10 protein-coding genes are annotated in these 18,848 nt (G+C 68.4%); 7 read left to right on the top strand and 3 right to left on the bottom strand.

The features are described 5' to 3' along the window. Positions 1 to 536 precede the first annotated feature (536 nt). Complete coding sequence (locus AC5P6E_RS00050) at positions 537 to 1,085, bottom strand: Dps family protein (protein ID WP_005410730.1); 549 nt, start codon at positions 1,083 to 1,085, stop codon at positions 537 to 539. A gap of 86 nt (positions 1,086 to 1,171) precedes the next feature. Between AC5P6E_RS00050 and hrpA the strand changes: the two genes are divergently transcribed. Next, complete coding sequence (hrpA, locus tag AC5P6E_RS00045) at positions 1,172 to 5,254, top strand: ATP-dependent RNA helicase HrpA (protein WP_019336380.1); 4,083 nt, start codon at positions 1,172 to 1,174, stop codon at positions 5,252 to 5,254. A 107-nt stretch (positions 5,255 to 5,361) separates the two neighbouring features. Here hrpA and AC5P6E_RS00040 read toward each other — a convergent pair whose 3' ends face one another. Next, on the bottom strand, positions 5,362 to 5,898 hold the full coding sequence (locus tag AC5P6E_RS00040; RefSeq protein WP_010481716.1) for a hypothetical protein: 537 nt from the start codon (positions 5,896 to 5,898) through the stop codon (positions 5,362 to 5,364). Between the two features lie 130 nt (positions 5,899 to 6,028). Here AC5P6E_RS00040 and AC5P6E_RS00035 point away from each other — a divergent pair, with 130 nt between their 5' ends. Continuing rightward, entirely contained in the window at positions 6,029 to 8,185 is a 2,157-nt protein-coding gene (locus tag AC5P6E_RS00035) for a RelA/SpoT family protein (RefSeq protein WP_019336379.1), read from the top strand. A gap of 30 nt (positions 8,186 to 8,215) precedes the next feature. Continuing rightward, positions 8,216 to 9,781 (top strand): hypothetical protein, encoded by a 1,566-nt coding sequence (locus tag AC5P6E_RS00030; RefSeq protein WP_313123538.1) that lies wholly within the window; start codon positions 8,216 to 8,218, stop codon positions 9,779 to 9,781. Here the strand turns inward: AC5P6E_RS00030 and AC5P6E_RS00025 are convergent. Continuing rightward, entirely contained in the window at positions 9,778 to 11,877 is a 2,100-nt protein-coding gene (locus AC5P6E_RS00025; protein ID WP_329836157.1) for a glycosyltransferase, read from the bottom strand. The genes AC5P6E_RS00030 and AC5P6E_RS00025 overlap by 4 nt on opposite strands. Positions 11,878 to 11,973: 96 nt before the next feature. On the opposite strand from AC5P6E_RS00025, the gene mrcB reads away from it, so the two are divergent. The 4 genes from mrcB to tsaB all read left to right on the top strand — a co-directional run bounded on the left by mrcB (position 11,974) and on the right by tsaB (position 18,289). Further along, on the top strand, positions 11,974 to 14,418 hold the full coding sequence (gene mrcB, locus AC5P6E_RS00020) for a penicillin-binding protein 1B (RefSeq protein WP_329836159.1): 2,445 nt from the start codon (positions 11,974 to 11,976) through the stop codon (positions 14,416 to 14,418). Beyond that, positions 14,415 to 14,951: a hypothetical protein gene (locus AC5P6E_RS00015; protein WP_071306674.1), complete on the top strand. Its 537-nt coding sequence runs from the start codon at positions 14,415 to 14,417 to the stop codon at positions 14,949 to 14,951. The genes mrcB and AC5P6E_RS00015 overlap by 4 nt, the downstream gene beginning before the upstream one ends. A 566-nt stretch (positions 14,952 to 15,517) precedes the next feature. Then, complete coding sequence (yoaA, locus tag AC5P6E_RS00010; protein ID WP_241885054.1) at positions 15,518 to 17,566, top strand: DNA repair helicase YoaA; 2,049 nt, start codon at positions 15,518 to 15,520, stop codon at positions 17,564 to 17,566. Between the two features lie 9 nt (positions 17,567 to 17,575). Then, the gene (gene tsaB / locus AC5P6E_RS00005; RefSeq protein ID WP_483698789.1) at positions 17,576 to 18,289 is read left to right on the top strand and encodes a tRNA (adenosine(37)-N6)-threonylcarbamoyltransferase complex dimerization subunit type 1 TsaB; all 714 of its coding nucleotides are present in this window, start codon (positions 17,576 to 17,578) and stop codon (positions 18,287 to 18,289) included. The last annotated feature ends 559 nt before the right edge of the window (positions 18,290 to 18,848 follow it).

The following is an 18,848-nucleotide window of genomic DNA, read 5'->3' as shown; positions in this document are numbered from 1 at the left end:
GGCGGCGGCAGGGCTGCGCCCTGCACCTGCTACAAGCCACGGCAACGTCAAAGGCAACAGCCGGCTCTGGCGTGTCTGCTGGTTGGGCGGGTCGGTGTGGGCTTGCAGGACACGCCGTAAACCCGTCCTTGGGGGCTCGATGGCGCCATCCATGGCGCCAACGGTCCTGCAAGCCCACACCGACCCGCCCCCGACAGCTTCCCGGTGACGGTTGGGCCATCCACGCCATGCGTGGATCAAAATCCATCGAAATCGAATATTTCGAGATCGAAACGAAAAGAGCCGAGCATGGCTCGGCTCTACAAGGGCAGGCAGACCGCGGAAATCTGTCAAGGGCGGGGTGGGTCCGGTTGTGGGAGTGTCAGCCGCATGGATGCGGCTGCCAAGCCCCCAAGGACGGGTTTACGGCGTCTCCCGCAACCGGACCCACCCCGCCAACCCACAGGAAACCAGCTCTTGCTCTTGCTCTGGTAGTTGCTGTTGCTTCGGCCTCTGCGGGTGCAGGGCGCAGCCCTGCCGAACCACTCCCAACCCCCTTACTGGAGCAGGGAGCGCAGCATCCAGGCGTACTTCTCGTGGGTCTGCAGCCGCTGGGTCATCAGATCCTCGGTCGGGGCATCGTCACCCTTGGCCGCCACCTCCAGCACTTCACGCGCCGTACGGCAGACCGCTTCGTTGGCGACCACCAACTGGCGTACCATTTCACGCCAGTCCGCACTGTCGGTCAGGCCCGGTTCCTCGGCGATCGAGGTCAGCGCAGCGAATTCCCGGTAGGAGCCCGGGGCATTGAAGCCCAGCGCGCGGATGCGCTCGGCCACGTCGTCCAGTGCCGCCCACTGCTCGGTGTACTGCGTCTCGAACATGGTGTGCAGCGAGTTGAACATCGACCCGGTCACATTCCAGTGGAAGTTGTGCGTCTTCAGGTAGAGCGTGAACGCATCGGCCTGGAAGCGCGACAGACCGTCGGCGATCTTCTTGCGGTCGCCCTGGGTGATCCCGATATCGATGTTCGGCGCCGACGGTGCCGCCGCTGCAAGCTTCTGCTTGCCGGTCTTGGCCTTGGTCGTGCTCTTGGTCTTCGCCATGGGGTTCCTCCTTGTGGAATCGTTGGCCTTCACAATAAACCGGTCGTGATGACTGGTCGCTTTCAAAGTTTTGAACGAACCGATTGATGAACTCTATCGATAAAAATCCATCGCCCCGCCTGCGCCAACAGCGTGCCGCCATCGACGGCGCCATGAGCCGCGACCGGGGCCGTTTGCTGGGGATGCTCTCGCGGTGCCAGGCCAAGCCACAGGATGCGGCACTGGCCGCCACCTTCGAGCAGGCCTTGCAGGCGTCGGTGCAGCGCCGGATGACACGGGCGCAGCAGCAGCCGTCCATTACTCTGGACCCGCAGCTGCCGATTGCGCGTGAAGCCGACGCCATCATCGGGCTGATCCGCGACCACCAGGTGGTGGTGATCGCCGGTGAAACCGGCTCGGGCAAGACCACCCAGCTGCCGAAACTGTGCCTGGCTGCAGGCCGTGGCCAGGCCGGCATGATCGGCTGCACCCAGCCGCGACGGATTGCCGCACGTGCGGTGGCCAGCCGCGTGTCGCAGGAACTGCAGAGCGAACTGGGCCAGCTGGTCGGCTACCAGGTGCGCTTCAACGACAAGGTCAGCGAAGACAGCCGCATCAAGTTCATGACCGACGGCATCCTGCTGGCGGAGATCGCCAGCGACCGCTGGCTGTCGAACTACGACACGATCATCGTCGACGAGGCGCACGAACGCAGCCTCAACATCGACTTCCTGCTGGGCTACCTGAAGCAGCTGCTGCGCAAGCGCCCGGACCTGAAGCTGATCGTGACCTCGGCCACCATCGACACCGAACGCTTCGCCCAGCATTTCGACAATGCGCCGGTGATCAGCGTGGAAGGCCGCACCTACCCGGTGGAAGTGCGCTACCGCGCGCTGGAAGGCGAGGGCGAAGATCACGGTGAACGCACCGTCAACGACGCCATCGTGTCGGCCATCGACGAGATCACCCGCCTGGATGCGCGCGGCGACGTGCTGATCTTCCTGCCGGGCGAGCGCGAGATCCGCGATGCGCACCAGTCGCTGGAACGGCGCAAGTACCGCAATACCGAGGTGCTGCCGTTGTACGCGCGCCTGTCCAACCAGGACCAGGACCGGGTGTTCAATCCCGGGCCGAACCGGCGCATCGTGCTGGCCACCAACGTGGCCGAAACATCGCTGACGGTGCCGCGCATCCGCTACGTGGTCGATCCGGGCTTCGCCCGCGTCAAGCGCTACAGCCCGCGCAACAAGCTGGACCGCCTGCACATCGAGCCGATCTCGCAGGCCAGCGCCAACCAGCGCAAGGGCCGCTGCGGTCGTATCGCCGAGGGTATCTGTTACCGCCTGTACGCCGAGGCCGATTTCCAGGCGCGGCCGGAGTTCACCGATCCGGAAATCCGCCGCTCCAGCCTGGCCGGGGTGATCCTGCGCATGCTGCAGCTGGGCCTGGGCCGCATCGAGGAGTTCCCGTTCCTGGAAGCACCGGACGAGCGCGCGGTAGCCGATGGCTGGCAGCAGCTGACAGAACTGGGCGCGATCGATGCCGAGCGGCGCATGACCACCATCGGCAAGCAGATGGCGCGCCTGCCGGTGGACGTGAAGCTGGCGCGCATGCTGGTCGCCGCGCAGGCCGCCGGCTGCCTGCGCCCGATGCTGGTGATCGCCTCGTTCCTGGGCATCCAGGACCCGCGCGAACGCCCGCCCGAAGCCCGCGGTGCAGCCGACAGCGCGCATGCGCAGTTCGCCGATGGGCGCTCCGAGTTCGTCGGTGTGCTGCGCCTGTGGGATGCCTATCGGCAGGCCCATGAAGACCTGACCCAGTCCAAGCTGCGCGATTGGTGCGGCCGTCATTTCCTCGGTTTCCTGCGCATGCGCGAGTGGCGCGAGCTGCATCGCCAGCTGCGCCTGCTGTGCGAAGAACTGGGCTGGAAGGAAGAGGCCAACGAGGCGTCGATGGCACCGTTGCTGGCCGGCAGCAGTGCGCCGGCACCGGCGCGTGACGACGCCGCGGCGGTGAAAGCCACCCGAGGCCAGCTGCACCGTGCCGCGCGCCTCGCCCGCGAAGGCAAGGCCGAGGCCGCACCGGCGCCGGTGGCCGTGCGTGCGCAGAAGGAACAGGCGCCGGTTGGCGGCGGTTTCAGCGAACGCGTGCGCGCCGCCGCCTACCAGACCCTGCACCGGGCGCTGGTGGCGGGCCTGCCGACGCAGATCGGCCACCGTACCGAGAAGGGTGATTTCCAGGCACCACGCCAGCGCCGCTTCCTGCCGTTCCCCGGTTCGGCGCTGTCCAAGCGGCCGCCGCCGTGGCTGCTGGTGGCCAACCTGCTGGATACGCAGAAGGTGTGGGGCATGACCCTGGCCGCGATCGAGCCGGACTGGGTGATCGCCGAACTGCCGCACCTGCTGCTGCGCAAGCACTTCGATCCGCACTGGTCGCGCGCGCAGGGACAGGTGCTGGCGTCCGAGCAGATCAGCCTGTTCGGCCTGGTGCTGGCGCCGAAGAAGCCGGTGCACTACGGCCGCATCGCACCGGGCGAGGCACATGACATCTTCGTGCGCCAGGCATTGGTGACCGGCGAGATCAACACCCGCGCCAGCTTCGTGGCCGACAACCAGAAAGTGCTGGAGACCGCTCGCGAGGAAGAAGCCAAGCTGCGCCGCGCCGGCATCGTCGCCGACGAGGACTGGCAGGCGCGCTGGTACCTGGACCGGGTGCCGCCGCAGATCCATTCGGCCGCGGGCCTGGATTCCTGGTGGAAGGGGCTGGCGCCGGAACAGCGCAAGACCCTGCACTGGTCGCTGGCCGACCTGCTGCCCGGCGAAGGCAGCGAGCAGGAGCGCTACCCGAAGTACCTGGCGCTGGGCCAGGCGCGGTTGCCGTTGCACTACCGCTTCGAGCCGGGTGCAGACGATGACGGCGTGACCCTGGATGTGCCGCTGCACCTGCTCAACGCGTTGGACCCGGTGCAGCTGGGCTGGCTGGCGCCGGGCTTCGTGGCCGACAAGGCCTCGGCATTGATCCGCAGCCTGCCCAAGGCGATGCGTCGCAACTACGTGCCGGCACCGGATTTCGGCCGCGCGTTCTACGAGGCGTTCCCGCAGCCCAGCGCCGATGCCATCACCGGCGAACTGGCGCGCTTCCTGTCACGCGCAACCGGCGCCACGGTGACCGCGCTCGATTTCGAGCCCGGTTCGATCGAACCGCACCTGCACATGAACCTGCGGCTGCGCGACGAGCAGGGCAAGGTGCTGGCGACCTCGCGCGATCTGGATGCACTGCGCGCCAAGTTCGGCGGTCGTGCCGGCGATGCGTTCGCTGCACGCGCCGGCCGCGAGATGGCGGCCGATGGCCTGCGTACGTTCCCGGCCACGCCGATTCCGCTGCAGGTGCCCGGTGAAGCGGGCGTGCCGGCCTATCCGGCATTGCTGGACGAGGGCGACAGCGTGGCGCTGCGCATCTTCGCCGACCGCCAGCAGGCGCTGGAGGCCCATCCGCTCGGCGTGCGCCGCCTGCTGGAAATCGCCTTGGCCGAGAAGGTGAAGCAGGCGCGCAAGCAGCTGCCGGTCGGTGCCAAGACCGGCCTGCTGTATGCCGCGATCGAATCGCAGGAGCGCCTGCGCGGCGACCTGGTCGATGCAGCGATGAACGCGGTGCTGGCCGAGGGCCTGGAAGACATCCGCGATGCGGCGACCTTCGAGCAGCGACGCGAGCATGCGGCCAAGGCCCTGTTCGGTGAGGCGATGTCGCGGCTGAAACTGGCCGAAACCATCCTGGGCCTGGTGGCGGAACTGAAGCCGATGCTGGAAGCACCGTTGATGGGCTGGGCGCGCGGCAACCTGGACGACATGGAAGCGCAGCTGGCCGGCCTGATCCATCCCGGCTTCCTGCGCGACACGCCGGCTGACGCGCTGGCGCAGTATCCGCGCTACCTGAAGGCGATGATCCTGCGCACCGAGCGTGCCAAGCGTGATCCGCCACGTGACCAGGCGCGCATGCTGGAACTGCACCCGTTCCTGGAAGCGCTGGAAGTGGGGGAGCAGCAGGGACTGCGCGAGCGCCCGCAATGGCAGGCGCTGCGCTGGGATCTGGAAGAGCTGCGGGTGTCACTGTTCGCGCAGGAGCTGGGCGCGCGGACCGGCATCTCGGCGAAGAAGCTGGCGCAGCGGGTAGCCGCACTGCGCCAGGCATGACGTCGTTGCTGTAGAGCCGAGCCCATGCTCGGCTGCTTTTCGATGCCTCGTCACTTCCCCTGCAGATCGCAGCCGAGCGTGGGCTCGGCTCTACACAATGGGCGGCGTTACTTGGTACGGCGCACCTTCGGCTGGGTGTTCACGCCGTCGACCTTCAGGTACCACACGCCCATCACGCCGGGCTTGATGCTGACGGCGGGGGACTGCTTGCGCACACCGGCCAGGGTGCTTGCATCGGTCTGCTCCCATTCCTGGCCGTTGTCCAGCACGTAGACGCGGCCTTTGCCGAAGCCGCGGAATTCGCCCTGCAGCACGCCGACAATCGGCTCGCTGCTGCCGAAATCGAAGAAGCCGCGATTCTTCACGATCACTTCCTGACGGCCTTCCTCGCGTGCCGATTCCCGTACGGCGGCAACCGCCTGGGTGGTGGCGGCTTCGACCTTGCCCTGCAGCCAGCGGTTCAGCGTGGCCAGTTCCTGCGCACTGAGCTTGTCCAGGCCAGCAGCCTTGAACTCGGCCGGTGACATCTGCTGCTGCAGGTCCCCCTCCACCACACGCTGGGCCAGCGCAGGCGCCGACAAGGACAGCAACAGTGCGGCACAGGCCAGCAGCCGTAGGCGGAAACGCGGGGCGATCGAGGACATGTCGGGACTCTCCTGGGTTTGACCGCGAGTGTAACGGCATGTCTTCATGCCGGGTGATGGTGGCCGCGGTGATTGTCCCTGAACGGCGCCGGCGCTAGTGTAGAGGCCTCTGTCTTGCCTGCTCGATGCTGTGAACCGCGCTTCCGTCCCCGGCCTGGATGCCTTGTTGAACCGTCCCTCGGCAGCCGTGCTGCCTGCTCCGCTGCGCCAGGCCCTGCGCGGGCACTGGGAAGCGCCGGAATGCGACCACCAGATGCGTGCCAGCTGGTCGGTGCTGGGTGACACCCTCGACGCACTGGCGATGCTCTCCGCCGACGAAGGCGCGGTGGTCGCGGCCCTGCTGTTCGACCTGCCGGGCCTGCGGGCGAGCCTGGAACAGCTGCCGCTGGGCAACCACAAGGCCGCGGTGATCGGCCTGCTGGATGGCCAGGACGCCGCCGACCCGGTGTGGGCGCTGCATGCCGGCCGTGAGGCAGGGCGCAACAGCGAGGGCCTGCGCCGCCTGCTGCTGGCGATCATCCGCGACCTGCGCGTGGTGCCCATCCTGCTGGCCCGGCAGCTGGCGCGGATGCGCGCGGCCGACAAGCTGGATGACGAGCAACGCCGCGCGCTGGCACAGCTGACACGCGACATCCACGCGCCATTGGCCAACCGCCTGGGCATCTGGCAGCTGAAGTGGGAGTTGGAGGACCTGGCGTTCCGCCACCTGGAACCGGAGACCTACCGTCGCATTGCGCGGGAGGTGGACGAAACCCGCATCGCCCGCGAGCGTTACGTCGAGAACGTCAAGAAGGTGCTGTCGCGCGAGCTGGTCGCGCAGGGCATCAAGGCCGAGGTCAGCGGCCGTCCAAAGCACATCTACAGCATCTGGCGGAAGATGCAGAAGAAGCGTCTGGCGTTCGACCAGCTGTATGACATCCGTGCGGTGCGCGTGATGGTCGACGACGTCGCCGCCTGCTACGCCGCGCTGGGCGTGGTGCATGCATTGTGGGCGCCGGTGCCGAGCGAGTTCGACGATTACATCGCCCGGCCCAAGGCCAACGACTATCGCTCGCTGCATACCGCCGTGGTCGGCCCGGAAGGGCGCACCATCGAAGTGCAGATCCGTACCCATGAGATGCACTCGCAGGCCGAGCTGGGCGTGGCCGCGCACTGGAAGTACAAGGAAGGTGGCAAGGGCGCGGAGAAGTCCTTCGACCGCAAGATCACCTGGATGCGCCAGCTGCTGGAGCAGGCGCAGGACGGGCAGGGCAATGAGCTGGCCGGGGCGCTCGATGCCGAGCTGACCGAAGACCGGGTCTATGCACTCAGCCCGAAGGATGAGGTGCTGGATCTGCCGCAGGGCGCCACGCCGCTCGATTTCGCCTACCAGGTGCACACCATGGTGGGCCACCGCTGCCGGGGCGCCAAGGTCAACGGTCGCATCGTGCCGCTGACCTATCGCCTGCGCAGCGGCGACCGCGTCGAGATCCTGACCGGCAAGGAGGCCGACCCCCGCCGCGACTGGCTGATGCCGGCCAACGGCTTCCTGGCCAGCAACCGCTCGCGCGAAAAGGTACGCAGCTGGTTCCACAAGCTGGACCGCGCGCGCAACGTGCAGGCCGGGCGCGAACTGCTTGAGCGCGAGCTGAAGCGTCTGGGCCTGCAGCACTCGGACCTGGCGGTGGCGGCGAAGAAGTTCCATGCCGACAGCGTTGACGATCTCTACATCCAGGTGGCGCTGGGCGATACCGGCCCGAACCAGGTCAGCCGTACCCTGCTGGAAGCCGAACGTGCAGCGAGCCAGCCGGCGCCCGCGCCGACCCTGCCGCGGCCGACCGCGCGCCGCGAGAACCTGGGCAAGTCCAAGTTCACCGTGCAGGGCGTGGGCAACCTGCTGGTGCAGCTGGCACGCTGCTGCCAGCCGGTGGCTGGCGAGCCGATTGTCGGCTACCTGACCCGTAGCCGTGGTGTCACCGTGCATCGTGCAGACTGTGCCGCGCTGGCCCGGCTGGCAGCCACCAGCCCGCAGCGCATCCTGCCGGTGGAGTGGGGCCAGGCCGGCGGCGGCTACGAAGTGGACGTGGTGGTCACTGCGGTCGACCGCCGCTGGCTGCTGAAGGACATCACCAACCTGATCGCCCAGGAAGACGCCTACGTGCTCGACATCCACAGTGACAATGTACGCAACAGTGGCCGTGCCCACCTGCGCCTGCGCCTGAAGGTGAGCGACTACGGCCAGCTGTCGACCCTGCTCGGCAAGCTGGATGCGCTGCCCGGCGTGAGCGAGGCGCGTCGCCTCGGCTGAGCTTCACGCTGCCCCGGCTACCCTGCACGCATGGAACGCGAGCCCCCGCATCGCCCGCATGGCGCTGAACACCCTGCGCTGGACCGCGTCCGCCGTGAAGGCCGTTGGTGGTGGCTGCAGGCACGCCACGCGCGCCGGGTGTGGCGCTGGGCGCTGGTCGCGGCGCTGGCGGTGTTCGTGCTGCTGGTGCTGCTGCGCAAGCCATTGGCCGACTGGTTCTGGGATGAGCCGCAGATCGAACAGTTGCTGGCCGAAGGTGACCGCGCGCTTGCCACCGGCCGGTTGAGCGCGGCCGACGGCAGTGGTGCGCGCGAGCGCTACCAGGCCGTGCTGGCGCTGGATGGTGATCGTCCGCAGGCCCGCGAAGGCCTGGCCCGTACCGGCGCCGCGGCCCTGCAGCAGGCCAGCGAAAAACTGCAGGCCAACGACCTCGAGGGCAGCGCGAAGGCGCTGGCACTGGCCCGGGAGCTGCAGGTGCCGCAGGCCGATGCGGACGCCGTGGCTCGCCAGCTGCAGGCCCGACGCAGTGCAGGCGCCGGCATCGGTGCACTGCTGGCGCAGGCGCGCAACGCCTTTGCAGCGGGCCGGCTGGACGAAGGTGACAGCAGCGCGCTGCCCCTGTTCCAGCGCATCCTGGCATTGCAGCCGGACAATCTGCCGGCGCTGGAAGGTCGCGAGGACGCACTGAGCGATCTGCTGCAGCAGGCCCGCATCCTGGCCGGGCGCGGCGAGCTGGCCGAGGCAGCGACGATACTGCAGCGTGCGCGCCAGTTCGATGCCGGCCACGCCGATCTGCCCGCAAGCCAGGAAGCATTGGCACAGGCTGTCGACCAGCGCCTGCGCCAGGCCCAGCGCGCCTTGCAGCGGCGGCAGCTGGAATCGGCAGCGAAGGGATTCCTCGCCGTGCTGGCAGTGGCGGTTGATGATTCCAGTGCCCAGCGCGGCCGCGAACAGACCTTGCAGGCGGTGCTGGCGCGCAGCCAGAAGCGGGCCGACGACTTCCAGTTCGAGGCGGCGCAGGCCGATTCCGCGCTGGCGGCGGAACTGGGTGCTTCGCCGGCCGCGCAACAGCAGCTCGCGCAACGCCTGCAGCGCGCACAACAGGCGCAGAAGGCGCTGCAGCAGCCGGCGGTCAGCAACACGCAACGCGAACGCCAACTGCGCGACCACCTGCGCAGGATCGAGCGCGCCGAACGTGCCGGGCAATGGATCAGCCCCCCCGGCCACAGTGCGTTCGACGCGTTGCGCGAAGCGCAGTCACTGGCGCCACGCGATGCACGGGTGAAGGCTGCCGCAGCGCGGCTGCTGCCCGCCAGCCGCCGCTGCTTCGACGACAACCTGCGGCAGAACCGCGTGCAGGCCGCAGGTGCCTGCCTGCAGGCCTGGCAGACCCTGTCGCCGACCGCGGCCGGACTTCCCTCGGCGCGCCTGCGCCTGGCCCAGCGCTGGCTGGCGATCGGCAGCGAACGGCTCGGCAACGGCGACCTGGCTTTCGCGGCGCATGCCGCCGGACAGGCCCGTTTGCTGCAGCCGGACCTGGCCGAGCTGCCAGCGTTCGAAGACCGCCTGCGCCGCGCAGGCGGGCGCCCGGATTAGGTGAAGAACACCCGCTGCACGGTTGCCCGGGCAGCGTCCAGCGAGAAGTGCTCTGCGATGTTGGCCAGGCCGGCATCGGACAGTTGCTGCCACAGCTGCGGATCCTGGTACAGGCGGACCACCGCATCGGCGAAGCCCGCCGCATCATCGGCCACCAGCACGTCCTGGCCCGGGCGCAGGTGCATCCCTTCCACGGCGCAGGTGGTACCTACCACCGGCTGGCCATGGGCCATGCTCAGGTTGATCTTGCCTTTCACGCCGGCACCGAAGCGCAGCGGCGCGATGGAAATGCGTGCGCCGTCCATGTAGGGCGTGATGTCCTCGACGAAACCGTGCATCTGCACGCCGGGCTGGCGTGCGGCCAATGCCAGCAGCGAATCGGGTGTGGCGGCACCGATGCAGTGCAGGCGTACATCGGGCAGACGGGCACGGATGCCGGCGAAGACTTCGCCGATGAACCACTCCATGGCATCCAGGTTCGGCGGATGGCGGAAGCCGCCGACAAACACCAGATCATGGCGCTGTTCGAACGGCCTGCCGGCGCCGGCGACGTCGTGCAGGTTGGAGATCAGTTCCACCTGCACGGACGGGGCGTCGGCCTGCAGCTGCTCACGCTCGGCGGCACTGACCAGCACGGTGACGTCGCACTGCTCCGTCACCGCCAGCTCGCTGGCGCGGGTGCGCTCGGCGGCGCGCAGCAGCCCGGCATCACCGGCGACTTCGGCACCACGGCGTTCGCGCAGGTAGTGCAGGTCCACGGTGTCGAACACGGTGCGTGCCTGTGGCGCATAGCGCTCCAGCAGCGGCAGGCACTCGTGGGCGACATGGTGGCGGACCAGCAGCGCCACGTGGAAGCGTGCACCGTGCGTTCGCAGCCAGCTGGCGACGCCATCGAGGAACGGTGCATACCAGACTTCCACGCCCATCCGCTGCAGTGCTTCGGTGGCGGCACCGCCATGTTCGCGGCGGGTGGGAACAAACACCACATGAGCGCCGCCCTGCAGCAGCAGGCGGATCAGGTTCACCTGGCGCAGTGACGCGGAATCGCGATCCGGCTGCGGTACTTCCTCGTCCAGGATCAGCACCTGGCGTCGGCCACGCAGCAGCAGCGCCGGTGATGGCACTTCGCCCACCGCCGGATGGCGGGCCAGCTCGGTGGCCCAGCGGGCGGCAAAGATGGCCTGGTTGCGCACCTGGTAGGCCTTCACCCCACTGCCGGTGTCGGTGCCGTTGCTGGTGCCCTCGTCGTGGATCACCCGGCTGGCCGGCTGAACCAGCACGCGCAGGCCCTGTGCACGCACGCGGAAGGCCAGGTCGGTGTCCTCGTAGTAGGCCGGCTTGTAGCGGGTATCGAAGCCATCCAGCTGCTGCCAGAGGGCGCGCGGCAGCATCAGCGCCGCACCGGAGCAGTAGTCGACGTCGCGCAGGCTGGCAAAACGCGGGTCGTCCGCCGCCTCGAAACGGCCGTAGCTCCAGCCGCTGCCGTTGGCGAAGATCACCCCCCCTGATTCCTGCAGGCGGCCATCCGGGTACAGCAGCTGGCTGCCGACCAGGCCGGCGCCGGGCGTGCTGGCGAACGTGTCCAGCAGAGCGTCGAGCCAGCCCGGCTGCGGCACCGTATCGTTGTTGAGCAGCACCACGTAGCGGCCGCGTGCGCGCGACACGCCATCGTTGCAGGCCTCGATGAAGCCGCCGTTGTGCTCGCGCACTTCGTAGCGCAGTCCGGCTACCTGCGGCATCCACTGCACGGTGGCGTCGCTGCTGCCGTCATCCACTACCAGGATCTCGCACGCGGCCAGCGGCGGATGTGCCGCCAGGGCGCGCAGGCAGGCCAGGGTGTGGCCGGCGTGGTTGTAGACCGGGATGACGATGCTCACTTCCGGCGTCTCGCTGAACGGCACCGTGAAGGGGGCGAAATCCTGTGCCGGCGGCAGGAACAGCGGCGTGCGCGGTGCGGGAACGGCGCGCTGGGTATGCACGCGGATGCGCTGCCAGGTCGCCCGCCACCCACGGGTACGCAGGCTGGCCAGGCTCCGGCGGGCCAGGCCCGTGAGGCGGTTGATCAGGTATCGGATCTCGGCCAGGGACATCGCCATCCGGTTGCAACTCCAGCTTAAGCAGGGGAACCCGGGAGAATCCGCCAGCCGCAGCGGCTGGGGTAGACTCGCCAGACCCTACATTCTCGCATTCCCGTGCCCCGACGCTACGATTCCGACGACATCGACGATTTCGACGACGACGACCAGCAGGACAACGGCCCACTGTGGCGGCGTCGCCTGATCACCTGGAGCATGGCTGCGGTCGCGTTGGGATTGGGTTTCCTCATTCCCTATACGCTGTACCTGAACCAGCAGGTGACCCAACGTTTCGGTGAACTGCGCTGGCAGATCCCGACGCGTGTCTATGCGCGCCCGCTGGTGCTCACCCCCGGCAAGGCGATGGATGCGTCCACGCTGAAGACCGAGCTGGCCGCCTCCGCCTACCGCGATGACGGCCAGGGCAAGGAGCCGGCCACCTATGCGGTGAACGGCGGGCGCTTCGTCATCTCCAGCCGCGGCTACAACGACGTCGATGGCCGGGTTGCCCCGCGCCGGCTCGAGCTGTCGCTGGCCGATGGTGCGGTCGCCTCGCTGCGCGACGCCGACAACCGCAAGGCGTTGAAGGCCGCGCGCCTGGACCCGGCCCGCATCGCCACCCTGTACGGCCAGAAGCAGGAAGAACGCCGCCTGATCCGCATGGACGAGGCGCCGGACCTGCTGGTGACCGGCCTGCAGGCGGTGGAGGACAAGGACTTCAACCGCCATCACGGCATCGACCTGTCCGGCATTGCGCGCGCGGTGTGGGTGACCATCCGCTCCGGTGGGCAGAGCCGCCAGGGCGCTTCGACGCTGACCCAGCAGCTGGCCCGCAGCGGCCTGCTCGGCATCGGCAAGGAACAAACGGTCACCCGCAAATTCAACGAAGTGCTGTACGCGCTGATCATGGAAGCGCGCTACGACAAGCGCACCATCTTCGAGGCCTACCTCAACCAGGTGTACCTGGGCCAGCGTGGCAGCCAGGCGATCCATGGCATGTCGTCCGGTGCCGAGTTCTGGTTCGGCCGCGACCTGCAGTCGCTGGAGACCGAGCAGATCGCGCTGCTGATCGGCCTGGTCAAGGGCCCGTCCTTCTACGACCCGCGGCGCAATCCGGAACGCGCGCTGGATCGCCGCAACTTCGTGCTGGGCAAACTGCACGAGGCCACGCTGATCGATGACGCCGAGTACCAACGTGCGTTGAAGGCCCCGCTGGGCGTGCCCAAGACGCCGGGCCTGGTTGCCGCCAACCGCTTCCCGGCCTATGTCGATCTGGTCCGCCGCCAGCTGGGCCATGACTATCCGGAATCGGCGCTGCAGGGCGCGGGCCTGAGCGTGATGACCGGCATGTCGCCGTCCGCGCAGGCCTATGCCGAAGGCGCGGTGACCCGCACCATCAAGTCGCTGGAAAGCAAGCGCCGCCCCGAACTGCAGGCCGGCATGGTGCTGACCGACGTGCACAACGGTGATGTGCTGGCGGTGATCGGCAGCCGTGAGGTGTCCGAGGTCGGCTTCAATCGGGCGATCGAAGCACAGCGTCCGGTCGGTTCGCTGCTCAAGCCGTTCGTCTACCTGCTGGCCTTGGCACAGCCGGACCGCTACTCGCTGGCCAGCTGGGTCGATGACTCGCCGGTGACGGTGCAGCTCGGCCGCGGCCGCAACTGGAGTCCCGGCAACGCGGACAACCGCAGCCACGGCACGGTGCGCCTGATCGACGCACTGGCGCATTCCTACAACCAGGCCACGGTGCGCGTGGGCATGCAGGTCGGCCCGGAGCGCGTGACCCAGCTGATCCATGTCCTGGCCGGCATCAAGGCCGACGCCAACCCGGCGGTGATCCTCGGCTCGACCGACCAGAGCCCGTACGCGATGGCACAGCTGTACCAGTTCCTCGCGTCCGGTGGCGAGATCCAACCGCTGCATGCGGTGCGTGGCGTGCTCGATCCGCAGGGCAAGCTGCTCAAGCGTTACGACAAGACCCCGGCACCGGCGCAGGAGGGCGACTCGATTGCCGCCAACCTGATCAGTGTCGGCCTGCAGCAGGTGGTTGCCAGCGGCACCGCGCAGCGGCTCAACGCTGATGGCCTCGGCCGCCTGCAGCCGGCCGGCAAGACCGGTACCACCAACGATGGTCGCGACAGCTGGTACGCCGGTTACACCGGCGATCATCTGGCGGTGATCTGGATCGGCAACGACCAGAACGAGCAGGCCGGCCTGTACGGTGCCACCGGCGCGATGCGGGTCTGGTCGGGTATCTTCCAGCGCCTGCCGAGTGCTCCGCTGCGGGTCAGCAACAAGGGCCTGGACTGGCAGTCGGTGGCGCCCACCGGACTCAACAGCACGGATGAAGGCTGCCCGGGCGCGCGTCGTTTCCCGTTCGTGGTGGGCTATGCACCGGCCTATGCACCGTGCGCGCCGGCGGTGTCGCCGGACGGGCAGGGTGCCGAAGGCGAAGGCGAGGGCGGTGGCTGGCGCAGCTGGTTCGGCCTGGACCGCAAGCCGGAAGCGCCTGCCGAACCTGCCGCGGCGCCCGCCGCCGCCACTCCTCCCCCGAGCCGATGATGCCGATGAACATGCGATCCCTGCTGCAGCCCCTGGCCCTGACCGGCCTCAGCCTGGCCCTGGCCGCCTGCGTGACCAGCGCGCCGCCGGTGGTCACGCCGGTCGATACCACTACGCCGGCACAGCGCCTGGCTGCGGTGGATGCGGCCGCAGGTCCGGACGACAAGGAGCTGTCGGTGCAGCCGCTGCGTGATTCGCAGGTGGAAGACCTGCGGGTGACCGCGCAGGCGCAACGCCAGGCGAACGACCTGGCCGGTGCCGCCAGCAGCCTGGACCACGCGCTGGAAATCGTCGCCGGCGACCCGGCGGTGCTGCAGGAACGTGCCGAACTGGCACTGCTGCAGGGGCAGTGGGCGCAGGCGGAGACGTTCGCGCGCAAGGCGGTGGATCTGGGCTCGAAGACGGGGCCGCTGTGCCGGCGGCACTGGGCGACGATCGAGCAGTCGCGCCTGGCGCGCGGCGAGAAGGAAAATGCGGTGTCGGCGCATGCGCAGATTGAAGGCTGCACGGTGCCGGGGATCAAGCGGTACTGAATTTTCAGCCAACGGCGCAGCCCCTCGTGGCTGGCTGCTTGGCCGCCGAAAGCAAAAGCTGCGCTTGGCCGGGCGGGGTGGGTTCGCGGGGGACGCCGTGAACCCGTCCTTGGGGGCTTGGCCGCGGCATCCATGCCGCGGACACCCCCGCGAACCCACCCCGCCCGGCCTCTGACAGTTTCCGTGTGCGGCCAGCCACGGAAAAGAAGAAGAAAATCAAAAGCGGGTCGCGCGCTGCGCGCGCTCGCAGTAATCCATCTTCTTTTCCTGTTCCCTCCACCGCTTTTGACATCCCAGTCGAGCAAGCTCGACGCTACGAAGCGCGTGCCTCCGTCACCGGGAAACTGTCGAAGGCGGGTCGGGAGGGGCAGGCAGGACCGTTGGCGCCATGGATGGCGCCATCGAGCCCCCAAGGATGGGTTTACGGCGTGTCCTGCCTGCCCCTCCCGACCCGCCCAGCATGTAGAAACCCAGAGCCATGAACCAAGCTGTTGCCGTTGCTTTTGCTGGTGCCCTGGCTTGAAACGGGTGCCGGGCAGCGCCCGGCCGGGTATCCTTTCCCTCTGATGTCCGACCTTGTCCATGCCAGCCGCGAAGCCCTCAGCGACGGCGGCGCGCTCGCCTCGCACCTGGATGCATTCGTCCCGCGTCCGGCACAGCTGCACCTGACCGAAGCCATCGCCGATGCGCTGCAGCAGCGTGACCTGCTGCTGGCCGAGGCCGGTACCGGCACCGGCAAGACGTTCGCCTACCTGGTGCCGGTGCTGCTGTCCGGGTTGCGCACCATCATCTCCACCGGTACCCGCGCGCTGCAGGACCAGCTCTACCACCGCGATCTGCCACGGGTGCGCCAGGCGCTCGGTGTCGGCCTGCGCAGTGCGCTGCTGAAGGGACGCGCGAACTACCTGTGCCGCTATCGCCTGCAGCAGGCGCGCGGCGAGCCGCGTTTTTCCAGCCCCGAACAGGCTGCGCAGTTCCAGCGGATCCTGGCCTGGTCCGGTCGTTCGGAGTTCGGTGACATCGCCGAACTGGAAGGCCTGGCCGATGATTCGCCGCTGCTGCCGATGGTCACCTCCACTGTCGACAACTGCCTGGGGACCGACTGCCCGTTCTGGGATGACTGCTTCGTGGTGCGCGCGCGGCAACGCGCGCAGGCCGCCGATGTGGTGGTGGTCAACCACCATCTGCTGTTGGCCGACCTGGCACTGAAGCAGGACGGCTTTGGCGAGTTGTTACCTGGGGCGCAGGCCTTCGTCATCGACGAGGCGCACCAGTTGCCCGAACTGGCCGCGCAGTTCTTCGGCGAAGGTTTTGGCATGCGTCCGTGGCAGGAACTGGGCCGCGACTGCCTGGCCGAAGCGCGCGGCGTCGGGGGCGCGCAGTCGGCGCTGCAGGAACCGGTCGACCAGTTGCAGCAGGCGCTGTTGGCGCTGCGCTCGGCAATGGAAGGGCTGCCAGCGCGTGGCACGCAATGGCGTGCACTGGCGATGCCGCAGGTGCGTGATGGCTTCGATGCGGTGATGGCTGGCCTGGTGACGCTGGAGCAGGCGCTGCAGCCGCTGCGCGAAGCGGCTGCCGGCCTCGATGCCTGCCATGCGCGTGCGCGCGAAGCGGTTTCGCGGCTCAGCCGCTGGCTGGGGGATGACGAACCCACCCTCGATTTCGATACCGATCCGGAGGAGACCGCCAGCGCCGCCGATGTGCTCTGGTACGAGCTCACGCCGCGTGGTTTCCGCTGCCAGCGCACGCCGATGGATGTGTCCGGCCCGTTGCGCGAGCATCGCGAACGCAGCCGAGCCGCATGGATCTTTACCTCGGCGACACTGACCGTGGGCGGTGGTTTCGATCATATCGCCACGCGCCTGGGCCTGGACGACCCGCATACGCTGGTCCAGCCCAGCCCGTTCAACTGGCCGGAGCAGGCGTTGTGCTATCTGCCCGAGGGCCTGCCTGATCCGGCCGCGCGTGGTTTCGGAACCGCGCTGATCCAGACCCTGCGGCCGGTGCTGCAGGCCTCGCAGGGCAGGGCGTTCCTGTTGTTCGCCTCGCACCGTGCATTGCGCGAGGCCGCCGAGGCACTGCGTGATGGGCCATGGCCGTTGTTCGTGCAGGGCGAGGCGCCGCGTGCGACGCTGCTGCAGCGCTTCCGCGAATCGGGCAATGGCGTGCTGCTGGGCTCGGCCAGTTTCCGCGAGGGCGTGGACGTGGTGGGTGAGGCGCTGAGCGTGGTGATGATCGACAAGCTGCCGTTCGCGGCACCGGACGATCCGGTGTACGAGGCGCGTCTGGAGGCGATCCGCAGCCAGGGCGGCAATCCGTTCCGCGATGAACAGCTGCCGCAGGCGGTGATTGCGCTGAAACAGGGCGTCGGCCGCCTGATCCGCAGCGAGAGCGACCGTGGCGTGCTGGTGTTGTGCGACCCGCGCCTGCTCAACCGCGGCTACGGCCGGGTCTTCCTCGATTCGCTGCCGCCGTTCCGCCGTACCCGCAACCTGACCGATGTGCAGGCCTTCTTTACGCCACAATGGGCGCCCGTGGCCGATGATGCGGCTGCCCGGGCCGCTGTTGCGACCGGCCCCGAGCCGGCGCCCGGTGCCACGTTCCCCCTGTTCTGACCCGATCCGATGAAACTGCTCGCCTTTGAAACCGCCACCGAAGCCTGTTCCGTTGCCCTGCATGTCGATGGGCAGGTACTGGAACGCTTCGAGATCGCCCCACGCCGGCATGCCGAACTGAGCCTGCCGTGGGCCGAGGCGCTGCTGGCCGAAGCCGGCATCAGCCGCCGCCAGCTGGACGGCATCGCGCTCAGCCGCGGCCCTGGTGCGTTCACGGGCGTGCGCCTGGCGATCGCCATCGCGCAGGGCATCGCACTGGCGCTGGACCGTCCGCTGCTGCCGGTATCGACGCTGCAGGTGCTGGCGCTGCGGGCACCGGCAGAAGAAACGCAGATCCTGTCGGCGATCGACGCACGGATGGGAGAGTTGTACGTTGCGCGCTTCGAGCGTGTTGACGGCCTGCCGCTCGCGCGCGATGGCGAGCGTGTATGTGCACCGGCAGCAGTGGCGCTGCCGGACGGGCTGTCGGCCTATGGCGTCGGCACCGGCTTCGGTGCGGCCGACGGCGCGCTGGTGGCGCAGTTGGGCAGTGGCCTTCGGGGATTCGATGCGACAGCACTGCCGCGGGCATCGGATGTGCTGGCACTGGCGGTGCTGGCGTTCGCGCGTGGCGAGGCGATTGCGCCGGAGAAGGTCGAGCCCGCGTACCTGCGTGACAACGTGGCGCTGACCCTGGTCGAGCAGCAGGCTGCGCGCGAGGCGAAGGCGAAGGCCAACGGCTGAGCCCCTCGTGGCGGAGCGCGAAAGCACAAGCCGTGGTTTGGCCGGGCGGGTGGGCTGCGCAGGGGGCGCTGCAAGTACGTCCATGTAAGCTCGGTCGCCGCATCCATGCGGCTCACGCCCCTGCGCAGCCCACCCGCCCGGCCTCTGACAGTTTCCGTGCGCGTCCGCCACGGAAGATCAAAAAAAGAAAAGTCAAAATCAAAAGCGGGTCGCTTCGCTTGCATCCACGCGTGGCGTGGATGTGTATCGACCAAGGTCGACACCTACCAAAGCAATGGTGCGCCGCGATCTGTCAGAGGTGGGGCGGTGTGGGCTTGCAGGACCGTTGGCGCCATGGGCGCGAGGCACGCCTCGGGCGGGTTGGGCAGGACGCCCAACCCCGGTCTTGCCGTGTGCGCAGGACAGCGCGCACGAGCAAGGCGCCATCGAGCCCCCATGGATGGGTTGTGGTGGTCTAATCAACTTGGACACTCGATAGGATCAATTTCAAGCATCGAGGTAGACCCATGGCAAAGCAGATCACTCAGGGCATGAGGGACGAGGCGGTTCGCCTTGTGGT

Source organism: Stenotrophomonas sp. YJH_SMC_16, from assembly GCF_059367875.1.
The sequence above is the reverse complement of the archived record's forward strand: the minus strand, read 5'-3'. Positions and strand labels throughout refer to the sequence as shown.

Coding starts and splice junctions, on each gene's coding strand:
- AC5P6E_RS00050 (WP_005410730.1), bottom strand. CDS start 1,085: ATGGCGAAGACCAAGAGCACGACCAAGGCCAAGACCGGCAAGCAGAAG.
- hrpA (WP_019336380.1), top strand. CDS start 1,172: ATGAACTCTATCGATAAAAATCCATCGCCCCGCCTGCGCCAACAGCGT.
- AC5P6E_RS00040 (WP_010481716.1), bottom strand. CDS start 5,898: ATGTCCTCGATCGCCCCGCGTTTCCGCCTACGGCTGCTGGCCTGTGCC.
- AC5P6E_RS00030 (WP_313123538.1), top strand. CDS start 8,216: ATGGAACGCGAGCCCCCGCATCGCCCGCATGGCGCTGAACACCCTGCG.
- AC5P6E_RS00025 (WP_329836157.1), bottom strand. CDS start 11,877: ATGGCGATGTCCCTGGCCGAGATCCGATACCTGATCAACCGCCTCACG.
- AC5P6E_RS00015 (WP_071306674.1), top strand. CDS start 14,415: ATGATGCCGATGAACATGCGATCCCTGCTGCAGCCCCTGGCCCTGACC.
- yoaA (WP_241885054.1), top strand. CDS start 15,518: ATGTCCGACCTTGTCCATGCCAGCCGCGAAGCCCTCAGCGACGGCGGC.
- tsaB (WP_483698789.1), top strand. CDS start 17,576: ATGAAACTGCTCGCCTTTGAAACCGCCACCGAAGCCTGTTCCGTTGCC.